Below are 20,461 nucleotides of genomic sequence, written 5' to 3'. Positions count from 1 at the left end.
ATCGTCTTTTTAACCTTAAAGAGAAATCTCTAAAAAGAAGATTTGTTTTTAAAAGTCATCATCAAACGGATTATCGAATGGTAAATCGTCTTCAATATCATAATCATCATTATTTACGCCAGGAGGATTAAATAAACCCCATCCATCAATTTTATAATTCTGCTTATTAAATGTCTTGACCCACTCTGCAAATAGTATTCTAAATTCTTCAATTTCATCTCTAATAAGTTTTAAATAATCAACATCTTTAAAACTTAACTCTTTTAAACTAGCTGTATATGCTAAAATATAACGAGCTTCTCTTCGAATAATAGTAGCAGTTTCCATTTTAACATCATAAAAAATTTCATCATCAAAAACACCAGCTATTTTTGCAGGTATTAACCTTGAACTATTTGTTAAGTATTCTTTAAAATGCTGCATCATTTGCATTTCTGAATCAGCATCTTCATCACATTCTTCAATTAAATCAGCAACCTTGCTAACCAATTCGTCAATTTGTTGAGCCTTAATAAAAAGTGGCGAATTTTCTAATCTTTCATTCATATAAAAACAATTTTTGTAAAAATTTAAAATTATAGTTTACTATTTAATTTACTTGTTCAACAATTTTTACAGCTTCAACAGCTTCTTTTACATCGTGCACGCGCAAAATATTTGCCCCATTTAACAGTGCAATTGTATTTGCAGATGTCGTAGCATTTAAAGCTTCTTGTGCAGAAATATCTAGGGTTTTATACAACATCGATTTTCTTGAAATTCCTGCTAAAATTGGTGCATCTAAACTTTTAAAAAGTTCTAAATTACTTAAAATTTTAAAATTATGCGCAATGGTTTTTCCAAACCCGAAACCAACATCAATAATAATATCGTTTACTTTTAGTTGATGTAAATCTAATATTTGTTTCGCAAAAAAGGAAATAATATCTTTTACTACATCATCATATACTGGGTTCTGTTGCATATTTTGTGGTGTACCTAACATATGCATTAAAATATAAGGCACTTGTAAATTGGCAACTGTTTTAAACATATTTGTATCCATATTTCCACCAGAAATATCATTGATTATTGCTGCACCAGAATTTACAGTAGCTTCAGCAACTTTACTTCTAAATGTATCTACAGAAATAATAATTTCAGGATAGTTTTTTATCAACAAATCAATAACTGGAATTATTCTTTGCAACTCTTCTGCCTCAGAAATATGTGCAGCTCCAGGTCTTGATGAATACGCACCAACATCAATAAAAGTTGCACCTTCTAACAACATTTTATCTACTTGATTTAAAATTGCTGATTCGTCTTTATACTTACCTCCATCAAAAAAAGAATCTGGAGTTATGTTTAAAATTCCCATCACTTTTGGTGATGATAGATCTATTAATGTGCCTTTACAATTTATAGTCATTTTATTGAACTACTTTGTTAATAACGTTAGTAACTTTTGGTGCTTTGTATGCATTCATTTTTTGCATTAAATCATCAACAGAATCTGCAACAATAAGCATTTGTCTATTTATTTGTTTTAAAAAACCTTCTTCAACCATTTTATCTAATTGCAACAAAACAGCATCAAAAAAACCATTGATATTTAAAAGTCCAACGGGTTTTTGTTCAATTTGTAACTGACTTAGAGTTAAAGCTTCAAAAAGTTCATCTAAAGTACCAAAACCTCCAGGTAATGTAATATAAGCATCTATTAATTTGCTCATAATAACTTTTCGTTCGCTCATTTTTTTACAAACAATCATTTCTTCTACACCAGAATGCATTACTTCTTCTTTTTCTAACAATTTAGGTATTACACCTATAACTTGTCCATTATTTGCTAGAATTTCATCAGCAATAACACCCATCATTCCTAATTTACCACCACCATAAACCAAGCCAATATTATGATTTACAAAATAGTTCCCCAGTTCTTTAGCTACATCTCTGTATATTGAATTAAAGCCTAAACTTGAGCCGCAAAAAACAGCAATTTTATTCATTTTGTTTCGTTGATAAGTTCACAGTAAAAATAAATGAAATGCTTTTAAGATTTACTACTTTTGAAAAAATACTTTTTTACAAAAATGCAAGACACCTCAAAACAATATGATGCTGTAATTGAAAATTGCAGAAGTTTATTTATCAAAAAAATGTCTGATTATGGTTCTGCTTGGCGAATTTTACGTTTGCCTTCTTTAACAGATCAAATCTTTATTAAAGCGCAAAGAATTCGTCAGTTACAAGAAAATGAGGTAAGAAAAGTTGATGAAGGTGAAAAATCTGAATTTATTGGTATTATTAATTATTCTATTATGGCTTTAATTCAGTTAGAAAAAGGTGTTGTAGATAACCCAGATTTAAACACTGAAGATGCTACCATTTTATACGATAAGCATACTAAAATTACTAAAGAGTTGATGCTAAACAAGAATCACGATTATGGTGAAGCTTGGAGAGATATGCGTGTTTCTAGCCTTACAGATTTAATTTTACAAAAGTTATTACGTGTAAAACAAATTGAAGATAATAAAGGTAAAACTTTAGTTTCTGAAGGTATTGATGCTAATTATCAAGATATGATTAATTATGCTGTTTTTGCAATGATTCATTTGGGATAATATTTGTTACAAAGTTTAAAAGGAACAAAATTTAATCTTTTCTACCTAAAGGATACATTTCTTGCTGAATAAATCCTTTAGGGAAATTTTCATCACCCTCAAACCCCAACTCAATATCTCTACCTGAATGTGGTATGTAATTGGTTTTAAAAATGTAATCCCAAATACTTAGAGTAATTCCGAAATTTACCCCATATTTTCTCTCTTTTGGTAATTCTCTAGAATGATGCCAAATGTGCATTTTTGGATTGTTAAAAATATATTTTAACCCACCATAATCCCAATTAATGTTTGCGTGATTTAAATGCCCAATTGTAATATTAAAAAAGTGCACAAAAGCTATATCTTTAGCAGAAAATCCGCCAATAATTGCCAAAGGAATGTATTTTAAAGAGTTGTAAACCACAGGTTCCATCCAATGATAACGCAAGTGTGCAGCAAAGCCCATTTGTTTTACTGAATGATGTACTTTGTGAAAGTTCCATAAAAACTCTACTCTGTGTAACAATCTGTGTGTCCACCATTGTACAAAATCTACTACAATAAAAAAGATGAAGATTCTTGTAAAAAAAGGTAATTTATTAATTTCTAAAAGCTGAAAATTTTTAATTGACAACCCCACAATCCCCAAAACATCGTTAAACAATTCTGATGCTGAATTAGATAACGCGATTAACACAATTAAGTTTAACAAAAAGAAATTAAAGAACATATAAAATGTATCTAACCAGAAATCTTTTCTGAATAGAGATTGATTTTTACGCCAAGGAAAAATAGCTTCTAAACCCCAAACTATTAAAGAAATTATGATTAAACCATAAAAATAATTCTCCCAATTTAATTCCATAAAAACCGAATTTTTGAGATAATTCCAGTAACTGGAATATGAGTTTTTTATGATTTCTAGATATTTTTCCATTCAAACACAAATTTATGAAGAGTTGCACAATTGAAAAAGTGACGATTTTTATCGGATTTACATATTGCAAAAGAATATTCCTTTCTCATTCATATACGTACTTTTTTCGCTATTTAAATTTAATGCGTTTCCATAAAAATCTCCAGCTTGCAAACCGAGTTCATTAAAAATACACACCGTTGAAGCATAGTCCCAAAAAGAACCTCCACCATTTTCTTTTTTGGGAAATTTAAACATTATGGCAGGTCTATTTTCAGCCACTGCTATTGCATTTAAAACAGAACCTGAACCAAAATGCTCTTTCAATTCGCTTAATTTTAATTTTTCTTTTTCTCGATTCAAAATTGCTATAAATTCATCTTTTTCTGGTAAAGTTGTTAACGATTTTTCGATAGTATAGGTTAAATAATTGTTGGGTTCATTTAATTGCCAAGTTTCTCTATTTTTAAAAGCACCTTGTCCTTTTATGGCGTGATATAAATTATTGGTTGTAGGATCAAAAACAACTCCAATTTGAGGAACTCCTTCTTTAGAAATCAATGCAATTGAAACCGAAAAACCAGCTTGCTTTTTTATAAATGCTAACGTACCATCTATAGGATCTATACACCAGAAAAATTCTTTAGAAAATCTACTTTTATCATCTTCTTGCTCTTCTGTTAACAGCCCCAAATCATAGGTTTTACAAGTGGGTAAAAGATAAGATAAAACAGTTGCTTCACTTTTTAAATCTACTTCTGTAAGTACTTGAGATGCCAAAGAATCTCCTATTTTTTTCTCTAAAATAGTAACATCATCATTCATATATTTTTGAATGACTTTGCCTGCGGCTAAAGCTGCTTGTATAGCAATATCTGTAAGGTTTTGTAAATCCATTTTATAAATTTTTAATAACTTGTTTTGTAATCCGTTCACTATAGCTATTAATTTTCCAATGACCAGGACTCCATCCTTTTAAAAATCGATGAAAATCTGCCCAGGCTACGTAATATAATGCTCGCCATTCTTTTTCTAGTGCTTCATTTTTATAACCTATAGCATTATGTAAATGGCTAAAATAGGTATCTAAAATTTTGCTTTCTAAACGCTCACAATCGTTTTCATTTAAACAACTTCCCACAAAATAGGCTACATCTTTCATTCCACAACCACCACCAACATATTGAAAATCTACTCCAGCTACTTGTCCGTTTTTAGAAAAACAGAAGTTTGCCAATTTTGCATCTCCGTGTACAAAGGTTTTGTGTTGACAATTACTTAATGCATTATCAATTGCAGCCGCCGCTTTTTTCAATTCAATATCTTCTAGAACTTTTAGTTCTTGCGGCCTCGTTGCTAAATGCCAATAAGTACCAACCTCCCAAAGTCCTATGGGATCTTTCCCCAAAAAACTAGCGTGAAAATTAGCCAACCATTGCAAACAAGCTTCAATTTCTAGCCAACTTACGTTTTGTTTTCTTAATAAAAATCCAGATTCATCTAAATCTTCTAAAACTATTAAAACCTCACCTTCTTTTTTTGTAATAGCCAAGCATTTTGGTAAACGTGCCTTACTTTGGTTGCTATAGTTTTTGTACCAATACGATTCTACTTGGTAGGATTTTAATTTTCTTTGGTGACCAATATCAGAATTCCAACCTCTAGGATGATTCAATTGTTTAGGCAATTGTACATTTTTTACCACCACACTTTTTAGCGGACTTCCCTCTAATGTTACACGAATTATTTTACCATAACCACTCCAAAGTGATTGAATTACTTCTTTTTCTTGTAAAGATGATGCACCCGTTTTTTGTAGGATGATGGATTTGAAATGGTTGTTCATATAGGTTTTAAATAGTAACGCTTTTTCAGTGTAGCCCTTTAAGTTTTGGTAACCTTTTCTATTAGTTTTTATATCGTTAAGGTTCTTTTAAGGTTTTAAGAACCTAAAAAGCCTCGTTTAACTTTATAATTTTTCGATAACTCCCTTAAACAAAGCAATCATTTTCGGTTCTGCTTCACCAGCAATAGCAATAATTTCTGCAATATCTACTGGTTGTAAATTTTTAGGATCACATTCATCTGTTAAAACAGAAATTGCTGAACAAGGTAAATTGAGTTGTTTTGCAACAATAACTTCAGGAACTGTACTCATACCAACAGCATCAGTCTCTAAAATTTGCAACATTCTATATTCTGCCCTTGTTTCTAATTGAGGGCCTAAAACACTTGCGTAAGTTCCATTATGTAATTGAATATTTTGTTCTGTAGCTACCAAATTCAATTTGATATTTAATTCTTTTGAATATGGTGCTAACATATCAGCAAAAATATTACCAAAATTATTAGCTCCTTTAAATGCTAATGGAGATTGACCTTGTAAATTAAGATGATCTTCTATCAGCATTAAATCGCCTTTTTTGTAAGATAAATTAATAGCACCTGCTGCATTAGAAATTAATAGATTTTCGATTCCTAATCCGTGCATTGTTCTAATTCCGTAAGTAACTTCCCAAGGAGTATACCCTTCGTATAAATGAAAACGACCAGACATTACCAATACTTTTTTTCCTGATAATTCTCCGTAAATCAATTTACCAGAATGAAACTCTACAGTTGCCTCAGGAAAATTCGGAATATCTGTATAAGCTACTTCTTTTTCTATTGCAATTTCATTGACTAATTTACCTAAACCTGTACCTAAAACAATTCCTATTTCTGGATTTGTAATTCCTGCTGACTTTAAAAAATCAATTGTATTTTGTAATTGTTGTTGTTTCATTTATGTTCTATTTTATCATTATAAATGAAGAAATTTAATGTAACATCTTTATTATCAATAAGATTACTTTTAAATTTATAATGATATTTTTATTGAATTACTAATTTTTGTGTTTTTGTTTTACCATCAACATTAATTTTAGCTAAATAAACACCTTTCTTAAAAGAAGAAATATCTATGCTATTATTTGTGATTTTAGATTGATGAAAAACTTGTTTCCCTAAAACATTAAAAATACGAATTTCGGCAGAAATAGCATTGATATTTGAAAGTTGAATCTTATTTTTTGCTGGATTTGGGTAAATAGATATTCTATCAAGTTTTATTTCATCAATATTTAAAACTGAACAATTATCTGATGAAAAACTAGTGAAAGTTCCTAAATCCCAAAAATGATTGAACTCTAAACAATAGAAAAAGACCTTATCAAAATCGGTTATATTTTTATCATCAGGAATTGCAACTGTAAAAGACTGTCTGCCTGAATCTTGTGTTAAACCGATTTCGAAATGATTTAAATTTGCGATTAAAGTTGTAGCTAAAACATCATCAGAAATACCATTAGAATCTACCAAAAAAGCTCTAATATCTGGCCCAGGAGCAGTTCTAAAATTACTTCCTAAATTTAATGTAATTGTATTGTTGGTATTTAAAATAAGAGTAACATCACCAACAATATTATAAGAATCTTGGTCTGGATTGTTACCAAAACCTGTTAAAGTTTCTGCACATTGCGCATTAATTTGAAGGTAAGAAAGGCTTAAAAAAGCAATAAGTAATAATTTATTCATTCGTGATTATTTAACATTTATAAACTTTGACATAATTTCTGGAATATCAATAATATCCTCATATACATCTATGTCGTTTTTATATGCTAATAATTTCACTTTTTTATCTTGTAAATCTAATAATGTATCTTTTCTTACAGTTTCTGTACCCCATTTTTTATTTTTGAACACTTTTTCTTGCAATGCATTCATCCCTAAAAGGTAATAACCACCATCTTCTGCAGGACCAATAACCACATCATTATTCTCTAATTCTGCAAATGCTTTTTGAATATTTTCTGATGATAAATCATACAAATCACTGCCAATAATCATTACTTTTTGGTAGCCAGAATCAAAACCATTTTTAAATGCGTTTAAGATTCTAATACCTAAATCTTCACCAAATTGTTGGTATTTTTGATAATATTTAGCATCCCAAATATCATTTTCTCTAACTTTCACAGAATAATAAACGGCTTTATCTGCATTTACTTTTAATGAAATATCTCTGGTTTTTTGTAGTAAGAATTTATAAATTTCTAACGCTGTTTCATCTCCAACAGTTTTAGCTAAACGTGTTTTTGCTTTGCCTAATTCTGGATTTCTAGTAAAGATTAGTAGTAAGTTTTTACTCATAAACTTTCTTTCCTTTTTTTAACCATTTACTCCAATCTTTATTAAATGTATGTACTTTTTCTGTAGGTTTTCCTAATGTATCAATCACTTTAAAATTGGCATTTTTCCATTCGAAAATACCACCATATAAATTGTAAACATTGGTATAACCTGCTTTAATTAATTGATGAGCGACAATTTCTGATCGAATACCCAAAGAGCAATACACTACTATTTTTGTATTCTTATCTTCTGGTAATTTATTTATTGTTTTATCTACATTAAAATTATCAAAACCCACACAAATTGCCTCTTTTAAATGGCTGGTTTTATATTCTTTTTCTTCTCTGGCATCTAACAAAATAGCGTTGGTTTTAGCTAAAGAATCTACAGAAATATAGGGCACATTGTTTTTATTAAATTTATTCAACAGTTTATCTAGCTTTTTTTGAGCAAACAAAGCAGATGAAAAAAGTAAAAAAAAGAGCGCTATTTTTTTCATTAATCTAAATTTAAAGTTGAATTCCAAAACCTTGTAAACCACTTTCGAAAGCTGGCAAAATTTCTGTATTATCCCAAATACCTGTTACGATGGTTCTTGCGTACTCTTTTGGCAATAAACCATTACGCATTAGCCTACTTGTTAATTTGTAATTATAAGCTAATGTATGATGTGTAAATTTAAAGCTTTCTTGCCAATCATTTAAGATTACATACCAAACATTTGGGCTACCATCATTTGCAGGCATTCCAATAACACCAGGATTTAACCAAATTTTGTTTTCTTCTTGATGATGAAAAGGTAACCCACAGTGACCTGCAATAATAACATCGCTTTTTGTAGCTTCAAAATTTGTTTTTTTATTGTACCAATCTGTAGATTTAAAAATAAATTCGGAAACGTTAAAATAAGATCCATGAACTACAGTAACACTTTTATTTGCATAATTAAAGTTGATGTGATTAGGCAATGTTTTTAAAAAATCTAAAGAGTTTTCTGATAGTTTACTTTGTGCATAAGGATACCATTGCTGAGAGAAATCATCGCACCTAGAACCTTCTCGAAAATCGCAACCACAATCTTCTGCATTTTCTCTTAACTGAATTTCTACATTACCAACAATACTTTTTGCACCCCATAATTTAAACAATTCTACCGTTTCTTCTGGTTGTGCACAATACCCAACAAGATCTCCTGTAGAAATACAATTCTCTGGAAGAATATTTTCTTTTTCTGCTATTTGCTTTAAAGCTTCTAAGGCTTGTAAATTACTATATACACCGCCAAAAAGTAGCATCTTACCAGATATATTACCTATATTTTCTATTATTTGACCCATTTAGGAATAAAATATAAAAGGGTACAACATAAAATTCCCCAAAGATTAGACCAAAGTAAACTTGCATATTTACCTTTTGTAAAAATTAACTCTTCTGGAAAAAGATTAAAAACCAACAAGATTCCAAAAAACAAACCACAAAAAATAGACCAATAAAAACTAGATTTAGGCACTTCTTTATTCCAGAAAATAAAAATAGGAGTTAGTCCAATAACCATCGTTCCAGAAATAGTGGTTGCAGATAAAATTTCTGCATTTAAAAACACAGGTATTGTACCTAAAACAGCAACAGTAATCATTGTAATTCTTCCAAAAAAAACTGTTTTTTTAAGTTTTAAATCAATAACTAATAACTTAGAGAATGATGAAAAGGTAGAATCTAAAGTAGATGCTGCAGAAGTTATCATAATAAAATTAATTACTAATAGAATAACAACACCAAATGCTTTACCCACATCTACTGCAGCTTGACCTTGCATACCTTTTGTTTGAGCATAAATACCAATAAAACTAAAAAATATAATGCAAAAAGCGCCTAACAATGCAGCCCATAAAAAACTTTTTCGTGTTACTTTAGGAGATGTTATAAAACCTCTATCAGTTAAAACAGGATCATGAAAAGGATAACTAAATGATTGTAAAAGTGCTGCAAAAAATAAATTTAAACCTAATTCAAAGTTCCAAGTTCCAGAGTTTATAATTTCTTTTGATGAGAAATTATCCGTAGAAAAAATAGTACATAAAATTACCATCAACAAAATAGCAAATAAAACCATTTGAATTACATCTGTAAAAATAGAACTACTTAAACCGCCTTTTAAAGCATAACTTAAAGTTAAAAAAGTAAAAACAACAATTGCCCAATAGTAAGATGCAGCACCTTGTTCTCCAAAATAATTACCTATAACCATAGTGTTACTCCATACTTCATTAAACAATCGAAAAGCAATTAAAATAGAAAAAATGGCTACTGCTTTTTTTCCAAATTTTGTGTTTAAAAATTCGTGAATACTTTTATAATTTCCTTTTGTTCTAAGCTGATAAATAATAATACCAGCTACTGCAAAAGAAAGGTAATAACCAGAATATGCAACACCACCAACTAAACCAAATGCTAAACCTAAATTAGCGGCGTTGGTTATGCTTTTTGCAAAAATCCAAGAAATAATTAAACTACCTGTAAGCACTAAAGTATTGGGCGCTTTCTTTTTATGAACCGCTTTAAAAAACTCGTCTGTTGTTTTTGCCAAAGGCGATAAGAAAAACAATATTAAACTAGAACAAACAACCAATAACCATTGCCAATGAACTATACTTAAACTACTCATTCCACCAAACTTTTACATTTAAACTATTACCATTTGTTGCTGCTTCTGCCACACTATAATTATCTTGATTTAAACTTGCAGCTTCTGCAGGATAAGGCATTCTTGCAGGAATTAAACCATTATTTAAACTTGCAGCAACATCTTTTAATGCAGGATAACCTGTTCTTCTATACTCAATCCAACCTTCATAACCATTAATTACAGCAGCTATCCATTTTTGAGTAATAATTTGTTGTAATGGAGTTGTACCTGTTGCATTATAATTTGCGTTTCCTGCTAAATATGTTGTAGGTAAATCTGTGTGCCAATATTCAAAAGCTTGTGCAACGCCTAAGTTATATAAAGTTTCTGCATCCGAAGAAATTAATCCTTTTTCTGCAGCTTCTGCTAATAAAAAACTGGTTTCCCAAGCTGTCATAAAATTAGCATCTAAGGTAGATGTATCTTTTCTAAAAATAGTACCTGAAAGCGAATAATCTGCTATAGCTATAGAAGTTGTAGAAGAATTTATTCCGTTAATTAATCCATTAAATTCATTTGTTATAGAATTGGTAAAAGTTCTAAAAAATGTTGATATTCTATTATCATCTAAATCAACCAAAATTTCTTCCATAGTTTCAGACATTACAAAGTTATTGAAATCTCCAACTCTTAATTGTGCCAACCTAAAACTGTTTGGTTCAGAATTTGTAAAATCGAATACTGCATTTTCACTATTTGTACTGATGTAATTTCCATTATTAAATAAAGTTTGCAAATCCGAAGAAACATCAACCTTATCAGAAATACGAATTAAATATTTTATTTTTAAAGAATTGGCAAACTGAATCCAAGATTGTAAATCGCCATTAAACAGAATATCACCCTCTAAAGCTATAGAACTTGTGTAAGCGTTAATTGCTGCAATACCTTTATCTAAATTATCTAGAATTCCGTTTTCATTTTGATAAATATCTTCTTGTAAATCGTATTGTGGAGTAACAGAACCTTCAACACCATTAAAGGCCTCAAAATAAGGAACATCTCCAAATAAATCTGTTAAACCAGCAGCCATGTATGCTTTTAAAATTAAAGCAGGGCCTTCGTAAACTGTATAAGCTGCTGTTTCTCTACTTTGATTTAAAATGATTTCGTTATCACGTAAATTAACATAAAAAATAGACCAAGGATTACCACCTAATTGCGGACTTTTTAAATCGTGTCTATCAAATAAATTAAAATCTAAAGCTGTTCTATGTTGCGCTAATAAATCTCCTGCCACAAAACCTTCGTAACTCATTTGCTCTCCAAAATCGTAAATAACTTGTCTTAACAACAAACTGGGTTGCACAGCAACAGGTGCATTTGGGTTGGTATTTATCTCTTCAAAATCTTTGGTGCAACTTGTAGTTATAAATCCTAAAAATGCGAATATGTATATAATTTTTTTCATTGTATTATTTTTTATTGCGTTTTTCACCTTAGTGAAAACTAGAAATTAAAACTTACTTTAAAACCTAAACTTCTGCTAGTTGCATAACTCATATCTTCTACTCCACTTACAAAACCATTACCTTGTACTGCAACTTGCTCTGGATCGAAATGTGGGTTTTCTGTAATTACAAATAAGTTATTACCTATAAAAGAAAAGTTCATTGTAGATGGATTTTTTAACCCTAAAAAACCTTCGTTTAACTCTAAAACATAACCAATTGAAAATTGACGTAATTTTAAAAAAGAAGCATCATATACATTATTTTCTTCGTGATTTCTATCGTAAAACTGTCTGTAATAGCTTTCTGCTGTTACTGCTACTGTATTCGCTAAACCTGTATTAATATTAACGCCTTGTGCAACAATTCCTGCTTCTGGTCTGTAAGCTGTTTCTGCCAATTGCCCACCAACATTTCCTAAAGCTCTTGTTCTAGATACAATTTCTCCTCCTTGTCTCCAATCAAACAAAAAGTTTGCATTCCAGTTTTTGTAGCTAAAAGAATTGTTCCATCCTAAAGTAAAATCAGGATTGTAATTCCCGATTTTTATCAACTCATTATTGGCAATATATCTTCCATCATCATCTAAAAGAAATTCGCCATTAGCGTTTTTCTCATAACCTGTTCCATACATATCGCCTATTTGGCCACCTTCTTCTACTTGAAACCAAACAGTTTGGTTTGCACTATCATAAATTCTACTATATGCCAAGGTTAAACGACCATCATTTTGTGGTAAATTTTTAATTATAGATTTGTTGGTTGCAAAATTAAAAATGGTATTCCATTTAAAGTTTTCATTTCTAATAGGTTTGCCTCCTAAAATAATTTCTACACCACTTGTATTTACTTTTCCGCCATTAATTACTTGCTGATTATAACCCGAAGAAATTGGTATTGGTAAAGAAATAATTTGGTCTTTTGTTGTAGCATGATAATATGTAAAATCTATATTTAATCGATCTTTAAAGAAACGCAAATCTGCACCTAACTCATAAGAAGTTGTAATTTCTGGTTTTAAATTAGAATTTGGTATAAAATCTTGATTGCTAAAAGTGGCTTGACCATTAAAAGTTGTTTGCGAAACAAAAGCGCCTGAAGTTTGATAAGGATCTGTATCATTACCCACTTGTGCAACACTTGCTCTTAATTTTGCAAATGAAATATTCTCTGGTAAATCTGTATAGTTAGACAAAATAAAACTTGTTGATACTGAAGGATAAAAGAATGATGTACCATCTACAGAAAAAGGTGTAGCCAAAGCACTAGACCAATCATTACGTCCTGTAATATCTAAAAACAGATAATCTTTATATCCTAATTTTGCAATTCCGTAAATGGAGTTGATTCGTTTTTTTGATTCGAACTCAAAAACTTCTATAGGTGAAGCTGCATTATTTAAACTAAAAATACCAGGCTGAGCCAAATTTGTAGTTTGTGTTTGTTTGGTAGATGCATTTTGATCTAAACGATTTCCTCCAAGTGAAATATCAAAAGAAATATCACCAAAATTGTTATTATAATTAATTAAAAAATCTGTATTAATTTCTCGGTAAAAAACATCGTGTTCTGCATAGGCTCCATTTTTAAAACGATTGGAACTAAAATTACGTTTAAAGGCTCTAATTTCTGAAGAATAATCCATCCCAGAACGCAAAGCAATACTTAAATTTTCTATGATTTTATGGTTGATGGCAACATTACCAAAAACACGATCTCTGTTAAATGAATTGGTATTTTCGTGTAAAATAAAAAACGGATTATCAAAAAAAGTATAATTAAACGAATATTGCTGTACACCATCTAAACCAGGTTGCCAATAATCGCGTAAACTATCAATATTTAAAGATCTAGGTCCCCAAGCCACTAAAGAATAATTTGCATTTTCACTTCCATATCCATTAGCTAGTCTATTATCGCTTTTAGAATTTACATATGAAAATGAAGTTGTAATTTTCGTTTTTTCTGTTGGATTAAAATTAAGTTTTAAAGCTGCAGTTTTTCTATCTAAATTTACACCAGGAATTATAGACTCGCTACTTAAATCTGTTAGAGACAATCTATAAGCTCCTCTATTAAAACTATCGTTAATCGCAATATTATTAATAATTGTAACCCCTGTTTGATAAAAATCTTTTAAATTATCTGAGTTAGATTTAAATAAAGTTGGTGTTATTGGTAAACCTGTATATAATGAAGTATCTCCACCTCTAACTACAGTTCCATCTGGTAAAGTTACTGGGCTATCAAATTGATTAACTAAATTTCCAGCCTCTAATCTTGGCCCCCAAGAATAAGTAATATTATCATTTATTCCTCCACCTAAACCATCTATATATTCAAACTGTCCAGAATTTCCTTGCCCAAATTCATTCTGAAAATCTGGCAAACGAAAAGCAGCATCGAAGGTAATTGAAGAATTAATACTAATGCCTAATCCTTTCTTTTTACTACCATCTTTTGTTTTAATAACAATAACTCCATTAGAAGCACGAGTTCCATATAATGCAGCAGCACTTGGTCCTTTTAAAACAGTAATAGATTCTATATCATCTGGATTTACCTCCATTGCTCCATTACCAAAGTCAATTTCTTGAAAACCAGCAGCTGCTTCGTTAGTAAAATTAAAAACAGAATTATTATTTATTGGTGTTCCATCTACAATAAAAAGTGGGTTATTGTTTGAAAAAGAAGCTTCGCCACGAATGGTTATTTTTGATGATGAGCCAACTCCTGTAGCCCCTTGAGAAATGGTTACACCTGCTAATTTTCCTGATAAATTGTCTAAAAAATTTACTGTTTTTACATCAGCAACATCTTTTGCTTTAATTTCTTGAACTACGTAACCCAATTCTTTTGTTCTTCTATTTAAACCCAAAGCAGTAACTACAACTTCATTTAAACTAGTGGCAGATTCTTCTAACTGCACATTAATAACCAACCGGTTATCTATAGAAACCTCTTGTGTTTTATATCCTAAAAAAGAAAAGATTAGTTTTTTGTCTTCGGATGAAATATTAATTTCATATTGCCCATTATCATTTGATGTTGTTCCTATACCTAAAGAGGAAACTACATTTACAAATGGAATTTTTTCTCCAGAAATTTTATCGGTAATTGTTCCTGAAATTTTAGTTTGCGAAAAGGTTATACTGATACTCAGCATAAAAATCCACATAAAAATAGATTTCATTAAAAAAATGATTTTGTGTAAAAATTGATTGAATTTAGAATAATTGACTTTGAATAAAGTAGCGAGTTTAGTTATTCAAAAACACAGGAGAGCCTTTATTAAAAAGCTTAGAAAAAGATTTTTCTAAAGTGTACAATTTGTACATACTAATGCTTTTTTTATCAATACAAACAAGAGCAATTAATAATTTTAATATTGATAAACTAATCGATTTTAAACTATTGACTATTTTTAAAATGTCTTCTTTAGCATCTAAATCATTTAAAACTTCTAAAAAAGAAATTTTATTTTTTTGGTTTGTTGCTATTTGAACAATAGAACTTTGCAAACGATTGGTTTGCCAAGGTAATTTTAAAAAAGCTTCTTTTTGAAACTGCTTTTTAGAAATACCCATTAAATAAAAACCACCATCTTTTGATGGTCCTAAAACCAACTCTTTTTTTAAAAATTGATTTGCAGTTTCTACTAAATGCTTTGTTTTTAAATGAGGAGTATCATTACCAATGGTAATAACATTTTTGTAACCTTTATTAAAAACAGTTTCGATTGCATTTGTAAAACGTTCTCCAAAAGTTGCACCAACTTGATTTTTTTCTGAAAAATGAAAATAATCTAAACCCGATTTTTGAACTGTTTTTAAAGTCTGTGCATTTAATTTCGCAAACACTTCTTTAGATAGAAATGATTTTCTTTCAACTTCTTTATTAGCTGAATTTGCAAAAATTAATATGGCAGTTTTATTGTTCAAATTTTTATTGATACAAAGTTGCTAAAACCTTGTCGTTTTACTCTAATTAGTTGGTTGAATTATTACACCTGTAAGAAACATTTATACTTTGAGAACACCTTGCAGAATTATATTACGCAACAACTCCTTGACAGCTACTACCTGCGCCAGCAGTACAACCATAACAATGTTGATTGATAATTATATTTCTGTTTAGTAAAACTTCTTCATTATACTCAGAAATGTGTTTTACTGTACTAGCTACCTTAAGATTTAGCATTTGATTAAAATCGCAATCGTACAACCAACCATCCCAACTTACAGAAAGAGTATTTGTACACATTACATTTGCTACTGCAGTAGGATTATACGCTTCTATCAAAGAAAACATATAATCTTCATAGTTTTCTGATGCGATTAAATAATCTAAAAAACGACTGATTGGCAAATTTGTAATGGCAAATAAACTATGAAAATCAATTCCAAAATCGGCATTTAATGCTTTTTTGAAATCATTTTCTAAAGCCATTTGATCTCCAGGTAAAAATGCACCTGAAGGATTGTAAACCAAATCTAGCTTTAAACTAGAACCTTCTAATCCATAACCAACTGCATTTAATTCTTGTAAAGCTTTAATTGATTTATCAAAAACTCCATCTCCACGTTGTTTGTCGGTTTTTCCACGTGTCCAATGAGGCATTGAAGAAACTACGTGTACATTGTGTTTTTTGAAAAACTCTGGTAAATCATAATATTTTTTATTTGCTCTAATAATTGTTAAATTAGAACGAACAATAAAATCTTTAATTCCGGCTTTTGCAGCTTCTTCTACAAACCATCTAAAATTAGGATTCATTTCTGGAGCACCACCAGTTAAATCTAAAGTATGTGCACCTGTATTTTTAATGACTTCCAAACATTGATTCATTGTTTCTAGAGTCATAATTTCTTTACGATCTGGACCAGCATCTACATGGCAATGTGCACAAACTTGGTTACACATATAACCTAAATTGATTTGTAAAATCTCTAGTTTTTTAGGACGTAAAGGAAACTGATTGGTCTCTTTAATTTTAGCAGCAAAAGTGGGTAATTCTCCATTTGCGAAAATTCCGTTAGAAAGAATTTCCATTTGGCGAGACGTATTTGCAATATCGTTGTTTCTTGCTTTGAGCGATTTCTTCATTTATGCTGAACTTGTTTCAGTATCTTTTTTATTTAATAAATAGATTCTAATTGTCACCAGAATAAGCGATTCACACCTTTTTTGCGAACAGCAAAAATGGTTCTCTGCTTACATTTCTAATTTGTTTACTTTATTCATCATTTGTACTCCGTGTACTAAAGTTGCACCACTTTTAATTGCAGCACCAACATGAATGGCTTCCATCATTTCTGGTTTTGTAATTCCTCTTTGTAAACCATCTTTTGTATACGCATCTATACAATATGGGCATTGTTCTGTATGTGCTACAGCCAAAGCAATTAAAGATTTTTCACGAGCAGTAAGCGCTCCTTCTTCAAAAACTTTACCATAATAATCAAAGAATTTATTTCCAAGTTCTTCACTCCACTCTGTTATTTTTCCGAATTTTCTTAAATCGGCTGCATCATAATAAGGTTTCGACATAAATTGTTTTATTTAAAAGGATGAAAGATACAACTTGTTTTGAAAATTAAACTCAAAAAGCTGTAACACTACTTTTCGTTTAAAGACCAATTGTATTTTAAATAACTAATTTTAGCTTTTGGGTTTATTTCTATTTCTGAAAATTGATTTAAATAATCGATTATAGTACCATTTTTAGTAAAATCTTCTTTAAACCAATCGAAAATAGATGAAATTTGAACTTTCCTTTTTGATATTTTATTTCTTGAAACATCATTCACAAAATCTTTCATTAATTGTGTTAATTCTGCTTCTATGTTTTCTTCTGTAAATGCTTTATTACCTAATTTAGGGCAAGAACCAGATGCACAATTTACACCTACGTGAATTTTAGGGTCAAATAATTTTTTACGTAAAATTTCGTGTTCTATAAAATCTAAAGTATAAGTCTTCCCAGCTACTTCTACAAAAAGAATTTTCCAAGCAGTTTTACCTTTTTGTTTAATATCCATTATTGATTTTAAAGGATAATTGTCTAAAATTAATTTGATGGTATATGCATTATAAGCATTAATCCAAAAGGCTTTCTGTTTATTTTCTGACCAAGAATTATCAGGAGAAGTTTTCTTTAAATAATCAAGATAAGTATCTAATTTTGATACATCAGTTTTAAAAGATTTGTAATCTACAATTCCAGTATCAGAAACGTGTTTTTGCAATAAATCATTAAAAATTGATGTTTGCCCATTTACTTGTAAAAAAGTAAAAATTGTCATCAATAAAAAAAGTGTTTTCTTCATTTTTATAATTTCTGATTTTTTAGACGAACACTTTTATCAATAATTACAGAATTTTATCAAATTTATTCTAAACCTATTTTATCAACCTCATTATTAACACCTAACAAAACAGCATCATTTATTTCTTCATTAATTTTAAGTTTAAATCGATATCTAAATGTATAAACTACAAGGTATAGAATTGGTGTATCTAGAAAAGCAATCATCATCTTAAAAATTACACCACTAATTAAAAGACCTAAAAAGTTGCTCCAATCTATAATATCAAAAGAACATAATAAGAGTAAAACTGTAAGTGTATCTATTATTTGTGATGAAAAAGTTGAAAAATTATTACGTAACCAAAGATGTTTTCCTTTTGTGAATTGTTTCCAGAAATGATAGACTCTAATATCTATAAATTGCGCAAACAAATACGCCATCATCGATGCTAAAACCGCTAAAGGAGCAGCACCAAAAACGTTTACAAATATTCCATCATTAACTGGAGACCAGCTTGTTGCTGGTGCTTCTTTAGAAATGTAAATTATTAATAACGAGAAAAAAGAGGCAAAAATACCTGCAATAACTACATCATTTGCTTTTCTTTTTCCATAAATTTCTGATAAAATATCTGTAATTAAAAAAGTGATTGGATAGGGTAATAAACCTACAGAAACCTCAAATAATTTTGTATCAAAAATTGTAACATCAAAAGGATACCAATAAAAGAATTTTTGAAAAATTAGATTGGAAGTTACTAATGATGCTATAAATAAGGCAGCAAGAATTAAATAAATTTTATGGGCAAGTTGCTTGTCTTTTGCTGTCATTTAGCGAAGTTACAAATTTTTACCAAGTAAGATTTATGAATTCTAAACAAGGGCTATTTTAAACGATGCAAATACATACTTACTACATTTTCTAAGCCTAAATACAAACTCTCTGCAATTAACGCATGCCCTATAGAAACCTCATCTAAATTAGGAATATTATCTTTAAAAAATTTGATATTATCTAAACTTAAATCGTGACCTGCGTTAATACCCAAACCTAATTTATGCGCTAAAATAGCCGCTTCTGTATAAGGTTTTACAGCAACTTTATTTCCTTTTTCGTACTCACTAGCAAATTGTTCTGTGTACAATTCAATTCTATCTGTACCGGTTTTTGCAGCAGCTTCTATCAATTTTAAATCTGTATCAATAAAAATTGAAGTTCTAATTCCTTTATTCTGAAATTCGGCAATAACTTCTTGTAAAAAAGCTTGATTATTAATAGTATCCCAACCAGCATTAGACGTAATTGCATCTACAGCATCTGGCACTAAAGTTACTTGTGTTGGCTTAACTTCTAACACCAAATCCATAAAAGATTTTATTGGGTTACCCTCAATATTATATTCTGTGGTAACTGTCTTTTTTAAATCTCTAGCATCTTGATAACGAATATGTCTTTCATCTGGTCTTGGGTGAATTGTTATTCCTTCTGCACCAAAATTCTCAATATCTGTAGCCACTTTTAATAAATTCGGCACATTACCACCTCTTGAATTACGTAATGTTGCTATTTTATTAATATTTACACTTAACTTTGTCATTGTCTAAAATTAGGCATCAAAGATAATTTATTAAATCATTTTATCCTATATTCGTAAAGAATGAATATAAACGATTACATCTTAAAAGAAATAAAGGCACTCCGTTTAAAATCGACTGTAAAAAGTGCTAAAAAATTATTTAAAAATTACCCAATTACACATTTTCCTGTAATTGAGGATAATAACCTATTGGGTTCTTTTGCAGAAGAAGACATACAAACCATAGATGAAAAAGAGAAAGAATTGGTTGAATATTCTTACTTAATGACTTCTTTTTTTGCTGATGAAAAAGCAACAGTTTTAGAATTATTAAAAATTTTTGCTGATAATAATACTACTATAATTCCGGTTTTAAGCAAAGACAAAAAATACATAGGTTATTACGATTTATGTGATGTTTTAGATGTTTTTTCTACAAGCCCTTTTATGATTGAAGAAAGCGAAACTTTAATTATAGAAAAGCTAGAAGAAGATTATTCTATGGGCGAAATTTCGCAAATTGTAGAAGCAAATGGTGGTAAACTTTTAGGTTTATATGTATCTGCCAAACCAAACGATCACGTGCAAATAACCTTAAAAATAGTTTCTGATGAAATAAATGAAATCATACAAACTTTTAGGCGTTATGATTATAAAATTGTGTCTAATCATGAAAATGATATTTATTTAGAGGATTTAAAAAATAGATCGGAATATTTACAGAAATATTTAGAAATGTAACTGATCATTT

General features: G+C 29.6%; 22 protein-coding genes. 2 read left to right on the top strand and 20 right to left on the bottom strand.

All coding sequences use genetic code 11. From position 1 onward, the window contains the following. Window positions 1–48 precede the first annotated feature (48 nt). Genes BW723_RS08095 through BW723_RS08085 form a run of 3 tightly spaced genes read right to left on the bottom strand, consistent with a single transcriptional unit; the run spans window position 49 to window position 1,994 of the window. Entirely contained in the window at window positions 49–546 is a 498-nt protein-coding gene (locus tag BW723_RS08095; RefSeq protein WP_068356300.1) for a hypothetical protein, read from the bottom strand. A 43-nt stretch (window positions 547–589) separates the two neighbouring features. Continuing rightward, window positions 590–1,411: a dihydropteroate synthase gene (gene folP / locus BW723_RS08090; RefSeq protein ID WP_068356302.1), complete on the bottom strand. Its 822-nt coding sequence runs from the start codon at window positions 1,409–1,411 to the stop codon at window positions 590–592. Between the two features lies 1 nt (window position 1,412). Continuing rightward, entirely contained in the window at window positions 1,413–1,994 is a 582-nt protein-coding gene (locus tag BW723_RS08085) for an LOG family protein (protein ID WP_068356310.1), read from the bottom strand. A gap of 84 nt (window positions 1,995–2,078) precedes the next feature. Here BW723_RS08085 and BW723_RS08080 point away from each other — a divergent pair, with 84 nt between their 5' ends. Next, window positions 2,079–2,612: a DUF1599 domain-containing protein gene (locus BW723_RS08080; protein WP_068356316.1), complete on the top strand. Its 534-nt coding sequence runs from the start codon at window positions 2,079–2,081 to the stop codon at window positions 2,610–2,612. Between the two features lie 31 nt (window positions 2,613–2,643). Here the strand turns inward: BW723_RS08080 and BW723_RS08075 are convergent, their stop codons facing one another. The 17 genes from BW723_RS08075 to BW723_RS07995 form a co-directional block, all read right to left on the bottom strand. Continuing rightward, window positions 2,644–3,531: a sterol desaturase family protein gene (locus BW723_RS08075; protein WP_068356318.1), complete on the bottom strand. Its 888-nt coding sequence runs from the start codon at window positions 3,529–3,531 to the stop codon at window positions 2,644–2,646. A gap of 57 nt (window positions 3,532–3,588) precedes the next feature. Then, window positions 3,589–4,407 (bottom strand): 3'(2'),5'-bisphosphate nucleotidase CysQ family protein, encoded by an 819-nt coding sequence (locus BW723_RS08070; protein WP_068356458.1) that lies wholly within the window; start codon window positions 4,405–4,407, stop codon window positions 3,589–3,591. A 1-nt stretch (window position 4,408) separates the two neighbouring features. Continuing rightward, window positions 4,409–5,356: an oxidoreductase family protein gene (locus BW723_RS08065; RefSeq protein WP_068356321.1), complete on the bottom strand. Its 948-nt coding sequence runs from the start codon at window positions 5,354–5,356 to the stop codon at window positions 4,409–4,411. A gap of 123 nt (window positions 5,357–5,479) precedes the next feature. Continuing rightward, window positions 5,480–6,295 carry a purine-nucleoside phosphorylase gene (locus BW723_RS08060; protein WP_068356323.1) on the bottom strand — a complete coding sequence of 272 codons (816 nt, stop codon included), beginning with the start codon at window positions 6,293–6,295 and terminating at the stop codon, window positions 5,480–5,482. A gap of 89 nt (window positions 6,296–6,384) precedes the next feature. After that, window positions 6,385–7,086, bottom strand: coding sequence for a T9SS type A sorting domain-containing protein (locus tag BW723_RS08055; RefSeq protein ID WP_068356329.1), 702 nt, complete (start codon window positions 7,084–7,086; stop codon window positions 6,385–6,387). 6 nt (window positions 7,087–7,092) lie between these two features. After that, window positions 7,093–7,704 carry a TIGR04282 family arsenosugar biosynthesis glycosyltransferase gene (locus BW723_RS08050; RefSeq protein WP_068356330.1) on the bottom strand — a complete coding sequence of 204 codons (612 nt, stop codon included), beginning with the start codon at window positions 7,702–7,704 and terminating at the stop codon, window positions 7,093–7,095. Next, entirely contained in the window at window positions 7,697–8,185 is a 489-nt protein-coding gene (locus BW723_RS08045) for a rhodanese-like domain-containing protein (RefSeq protein ID WP_068356461.1), read from the bottom strand. The genes BW723_RS08050 and BW723_RS08045 overlap by 8 nt, the downstream gene beginning before the upstream one ends. Window positions 8,186–8,195: 10 nt before the next feature. After that, window positions 8,196–9,023 carry a metallophosphoesterase family protein gene (locus tag BW723_RS08040; protein ID WP_068356332.1) on the bottom strand — a complete coding sequence of 276 codons (828 nt, stop codon included), beginning with the start codon at window positions 9,021–9,023 and terminating at the stop codon, window positions 8,196–8,198. Then, on the bottom strand, window positions 9,011–10,351 hold the full coding sequence (locus BW723_RS08035; RefSeq protein ID WP_068356334.1) for a sodium:solute symporter family transporter: 1,341 nt from the start codon (window positions 10,349–10,351) through the stop codon (window positions 9,011–9,013). Before BW723_RS08035 ends, BW723_RS08040 begins: the two co-directional genes overlap by 13 nt. Further along, window positions 10,344–11,783: a SusD/RagB family nutrient-binding outer membrane lipoprotein gene (locus BW723_RS08030; RefSeq protein WP_068356338.1), complete on the bottom strand. Its 1,440-nt coding sequence runs from the start codon at window positions 11,781–11,783 to the stop codon at window positions 10,344–10,346. The genes BW723_RS08035 and BW723_RS08030 overlap by 8 nt, the downstream gene beginning before the upstream one ends. 38 nt (window positions 11,784–11,821) lie before the next feature. Continuing rightward, complete coding sequence (locus BW723_RS08025) at window positions 11,822–15,016, bottom strand: SusC/RagA family TonB-linked outer membrane protein (RefSeq protein ID WP_068356341.1); 3,195 nt, start codon at window positions 15,014–15,016, stop codon at window positions 11,822–11,824. Window positions 15,017–15,083: 67 nt separating this feature from the next. After that, complete coding sequence (locus BW723_RS08020; protein ID WP_068356344.1) at window positions 15,084–15,764, bottom strand: TIGR04282 family arsenosugar biosynthesis glycosyltransferase; 681 nt, start codon at window positions 15,762–15,764, stop codon at window positions 15,084–15,086. A gap of 112 nt (window positions 15,765–15,876) precedes the next feature. Continuing rightward, window positions 15,877–16,929: an arsenosugar biosynthesis radical SAM (seleno)protein ArsS gene (gene arsS, locus BW723_RS08015; protein ID WP_068356346.1), complete on the bottom strand. Its 1,053-nt coding sequence runs from the start codon at window positions 16,927–16,929 to the stop codon at window positions 15,877–15,879. Window positions 16,930–17,037: 108 nt separating this feature from the next. After that, window positions 17,038–17,373: an arsenosugar biosynthesis-associated peroxidase-like protein gene (locus BW723_RS08010; protein WP_068356349.1), complete on the bottom strand. Its 336-nt coding sequence runs from the start codon at window positions 17,371–17,373 to the stop codon at window positions 17,038–17,040. Between the two features lie 68 nt (window positions 17,374–17,441). Continuing rightward, window positions 17,442–18,152: a DUF547 domain-containing protein gene (locus BW723_RS08005; protein ID WP_068356352.1), complete on the bottom strand. Its 711-nt coding sequence runs from the start codon at window positions 18,150–18,152 to the stop codon at window positions 17,442–17,444. A gap of 62 nt (window positions 18,153–18,214) precedes the next feature. Further along, window positions 18,215–18,964 carry a queuosine precursor transporter gene (locus BW723_RS08000; protein ID WP_068356355.1) on the bottom strand — a complete coding sequence of 250 codons (750 nt, stop codon included), beginning with the start codon at window positions 18,962–18,964 and terminating at the stop codon, window positions 18,215–18,217. Window positions 18,965–19,017: 53 nt separating this feature from the next. After that, on the bottom strand, window positions 19,018–19,731 hold the full coding sequence (locus BW723_RS07995; RefSeq protein ID WP_068356358.1) for a pyridoxine 5'-phosphate synthase: 714 nt from the start codon (window positions 19,729–19,731) through the stop codon (window positions 19,018–19,020). 60 nt (window positions 19,732–19,791) lie between these two features. Here BW723_RS07995 and BW723_RS07990 point away from each other — a divergent pair, with 60 nt between their 5' ends. After that, window positions 19,792–20,451: a CBS domain-containing protein gene (locus BW723_RS07990; RefSeq protein ID WP_068356360.1), complete on the top strand. Its 660-nt coding sequence runs from the start codon at window positions 19,792–19,794 to the stop codon at window positions 20,449–20,451. Window positions 20,452–20,461 lie beyond the last annotated feature (10 nt).

Origin of the sequence: Polaribacter reichenbachii (assembly GCF_001975665.1) — a bacterium.
GTDB lineage: Bacteria > Bacteroidota > Bacteroidia > Flavobacteriales > Flavobacteriaceae > Polaribacter > Polaribacter reichenbachii.
Note: the sequence above shows the minus strand (reverse complement) of the source record. Positions and strands in the feature narration are given on the sequence as shown.